Annotated in this window: 3 protein-coding genes and 1 pseudogene; 3 read left to right on the top strand and 1 reads right to left on the bottom strand. The window is 63.6% G+C overall.

The annotated features are described in order from the left end of the window. The 3 genes and pseudogenes from KGM94_RS24910 to KGM94_RS24900 all read left to right on the top strand — a co-directional run. Positions 1–274, top strand: a pseudogene (locus tag KGM94_RS24910) (IS66 family insertion sequence element accessory protein TnpB); the annotation flags it as partial. Further along, positions 271–627 (top strand): IS66 family insertion sequence element accessory protein TnpB, encoded by a 357-nt coding sequence (gene tnpB, locus KGM94_RS24905; protein ID WP_300265307.1) that lies wholly within the window; start codon positions 271–273, stop codon positions 625–627. The pseudogene KGM94_RS24910 and the gene tnpB, both read left to right, overlap by 4 nt. Positions 628–749: 122 nt before the next feature. Continuing rightward, the gene (locus KGM94_RS24900; protein ID WP_300265315.1) at positions 750–2228 is read left to right on the top strand and encodes an IS66 family transposase; all 1479 of its coding nucleotides are present in this window, start codon (positions 750–752) and stop codon (positions 2226–2228) included. Between the two features lie 79 nt (positions 2229–2307). Here KGM94_RS24900 and KGM94_RS24895 read toward each other — a convergent pair whose 3' ends face one another. After that, positions 2308–2424: a peptidoglycan-binding domain-containing protein gene (locus KGM94_RS24895; RefSeq protein ID WP_300265312.1), complete on the bottom strand. Its 117-nt coding sequence runs from the start codon at positions 2422–2424 to the stop codon at positions 2308–2310. Positions 2425–2427 lie beyond the last annotated feature (3 nt).

Raw genomic sequence — 2427 nt, 5'->3', positions numbered from 1 at the left:
CGGGCTGACCCCACAACAATTGTTCACTTGGCGCCGGCAAGCGCGGCGGCTGCCGGCGCCGATGGCTGACGATCCGCAGTTTGTACCTGCGGTGGTGGACGCCATGGCGCCAGTCGCGGTTGCGGGCCATGAGCGCAAGACAGTGCGACGGAAGGCCAAGCCGGATGTTGGGGGCATCGAGATCGAAGCCGAAGGCGTCACGATCCGGGTTGGCCGCGGCGCGGACGTGACGATGATTGCGGCCATCGTCCATGCGCTGAAGGCAAGCCGGTGATCGGGCCGTCCGGCACGGTCCGGGTGATGGTCGCAACCAAGCCAGTCGACTTCCGCAAGGGAATGGAAGGGCTTGCTATGCTGGTACGAGAGCACATGAAGGCCGATCCCTTCTCGGGTGCTGTTTATGTGTTCCGTGCCAAGCGCGCGGACCGGATCAAGCTGATCTTCTGGGATGGTACGGGTTTATGCCTGTTCGCCAAGCGGCTCGAGGACGGCGTCTTCCGCTGGCCGAAGATCGAGGATGGCGTGATGCGTTTGTCGGCGGCGGAATTGTCGGCGCTGCTCGAAGGGCTTGATTGGCGGCGTGTCCACGCGGCACGGGAGACGGTCGTCCCGACGCAAGTCGGATAATTGTGGGCCGCGCTGCGGCGAAGTGAATCAGGAGTATCGAGCAAGTCGTCAGGCGGGCGCGAATATGCTCTGATTTGCCCGTGAGCGATAACCTTCCTGATGATCCTGAGACGCTGAAGGCGATGCTGCTGGCCGAGCGGCACGAGAGCGAGCGGCTGCGCCAGATCATCAAGGAGCTGCAGCGTCATCGCTTTGGCCGGAAGGCCGAGACGCTTCCCGAGGAGCAGATGCTGCTCGGTCTTGAGGACGTCCAACAGGTTGCGGCTTGTACGGAAGCCAGCCAAGACGAGACAGCTCCGGAAGGCCGGGCGGAGCGCGCACGCAAGCGCCGCAACAATCGCGGAGCACTGCCGGCGCATCTGCCGCGGATCGAGGTCGTGGTCGACATCGACGACAAGACCTGTCCCTGCTGCAAGGGCGAACTGCATCGGATCGGCGAAGACAAGAGCGAGCGGCTGGACATGGTGCCGGCGCAGTTCCGCGTTGTCGTCACCCGACGTCCCAAATATGCCTGCCGAGCCTGCGAAGATGGCGTCATGCAGGCCGAGGCTCCGGCCCGGTTGATCGAGGGCGGACTGCCGACGGAGGCAACCGTCGCTCAGGTTCTGGTGTCCAAATATGCCGATCATCTGCCGCTCTACCGGCAGGCCCAGATCTATGCCCGCCAGGGCATCGCTCTCGATCGATCGACGCTGGCGGACTGGGTTGGGCATGCCGCCTTCCATCTGCGCCCGCTGCATGGGCGCCTTCTCACGGTGCTTCGCGCGAGGTCCAAGCTGTTCGCCGACGAGACGACTGTGCCGGTGCTCGATCCCGGTCGAGGGCGCACCAAGACCGGCCAGCTCTGGGCCTATGCCTCCGACGACAGGCCCTGGGGCGGCCTCGATCCGCCAGGCATCGCCTATGTCTATGCCCCCGACCGCAAGGCCGAGCGACTGTTCAGCCATCTTGCCGGCTTCAAGGGCGTCCTGCAGGTCGATGGCTACATCGCATACCCAAAGCTTGCCGATCGCAGTGAGGTCGAGCTCGCCTTCTGCTGGGTGCACATGCGGCGCAACTTCTACGAACTCGCGACAGCCGGCCCCGCGCCGATCGCAAGCGAGGCGCTGAAGCACATTGCCGCGTTCTATGCGATCGAGAAGGAGATCCGCGGCCGCAGCGCGGAGGAACGTCGCCTCGTGCGGCAGCAGAAGAGCCGGCCGCTGGCTGACGCCTTTGAGGCCTGGCTGCGCGCCAAGCTGGCTCTGATTAGCCAGAAGATCGAGCTCGCCGAAGCCATCCGCTACGCTCTCTCGCGCTGGCAGGGGCTGACGCGCTTCATCGATGACGGCCGCATCGAACTCGACAACAATACGGTCGAGCGATCAATCCGTGGCATCAAGCTCAGTCGCAAGAACGTTCTGTTTGCCGGATCTGACGGTGGTGCCGAACATTGGGCTGTCGTCGCGTCCTTGGTCGAGACCTGCAAGCTAAACGACGTCGATCCGCTCGCTTATCTTACCGACGTCCTGACCAGGATCGTCAACGGACATCCCAACCGCGACATCGACCAGCTGCTGCCCTGGGCGTACCGCACTCAATCCCTCAAAGCCGTGGCCTGAGCACGACGCTTACAGCTGGTCGAGGTCCGTGTGGCTTAGTCAGATCATCCAGCGCATGCGCCACGGTCAGATATAAAATCTACGCAAGAATGGTGGCCCATGTGCGAGGGCCGACGATGCCGTCCGGGACCAGGTCATGGTCGCGCTGAAATTGTCTGACTGCGGCCTCGGTAGCAGCATCGAAATTACCGTTCACCTC

It is taken from the genome of Bradyrhizobium sp. (assembly GCF_028868675.1).
Taxonomy (GTDB): Bacteria; Pseudomonadota; Alphaproteobacteria; order Rhizobiales; family Xanthobacteraceae; genus Bradyrhizobium.
Note: the sequence above shows the minus strand (reverse complement) of the source record. Positions and strands in the feature narration are given on the sequence as shown.